This is a genomic window from Tritonibacter aquimaris, assembly GCF_009617595.1.
Classification (GTDB): Bacteria; Pseudomonadota; Alphaproteobacteria; order Rhodobacterales; family Rhodobacteraceae; genus Epibacterium; species Epibacterium aquimaris.
Genome location: NZ_WIXK01000028.1, coordinates 1 through 511, shown reverse-complemented (window position 1 = coordinate 511; position 511 = coordinate 1). Strand labels below are relative to the sequence as shown.

Below are 511 nucleotides of genomic sequence, written 5' to 3'. Positions count from 1 at the left end.
CGGATGCGGGCGGGCTCTCAACCTCCGAGAGCTTCACCATCGCGGTGGAGGATGTGAATGAGGCCCCGGCTGAGGTCACGCTTGAGGGCAGCACGGTTGCGGAAAACGCGGCGGGTGCCGCCATCGGGACGCTGTCGATTGTCGACCCCGACGCGGGTGACAGCCATGAAATCACGCTGTCAGATGACCGGTTTGAAGTCGTCGGCACTGAGATCCACCTGAAAGAGGGTGTCAGCCTCAACCATGAGGACGCCGCCGAGATCGATCTTGAGGTCACCGTCACGGATGCGGGCGGGCTTTCGACCTCTGAAAGCTTCACCATCGCGGTTGAGGATGTGAACGAAGCCCCGGCTGAGGTCACGCTTGAGGGTGGAACTGTTGCGGAAAACGCGGCGGGTGCCGCCATCGGGACGCTCTCGATCATGGATCCAGACGCGGGCGACAGCCATGAGATCACGCTGTCAGATGACCGGTTTGAGGTCATCGGCACTGAGATCCACCTGAAAGAGGG

At 61.8% G+C, this 511-nt stretch carries 1 protein-coding gene; it reads left to right on the top strand.

What is annotated here, in order from left to right:
• Window positions 1–511 (top strand): cadherin repeat domain-containing protein (locus tag GG681_RS17745; RefSeq protein ID WP_194287226.1); only part of this gene is annotated, 511 nt, incomplete at both ends.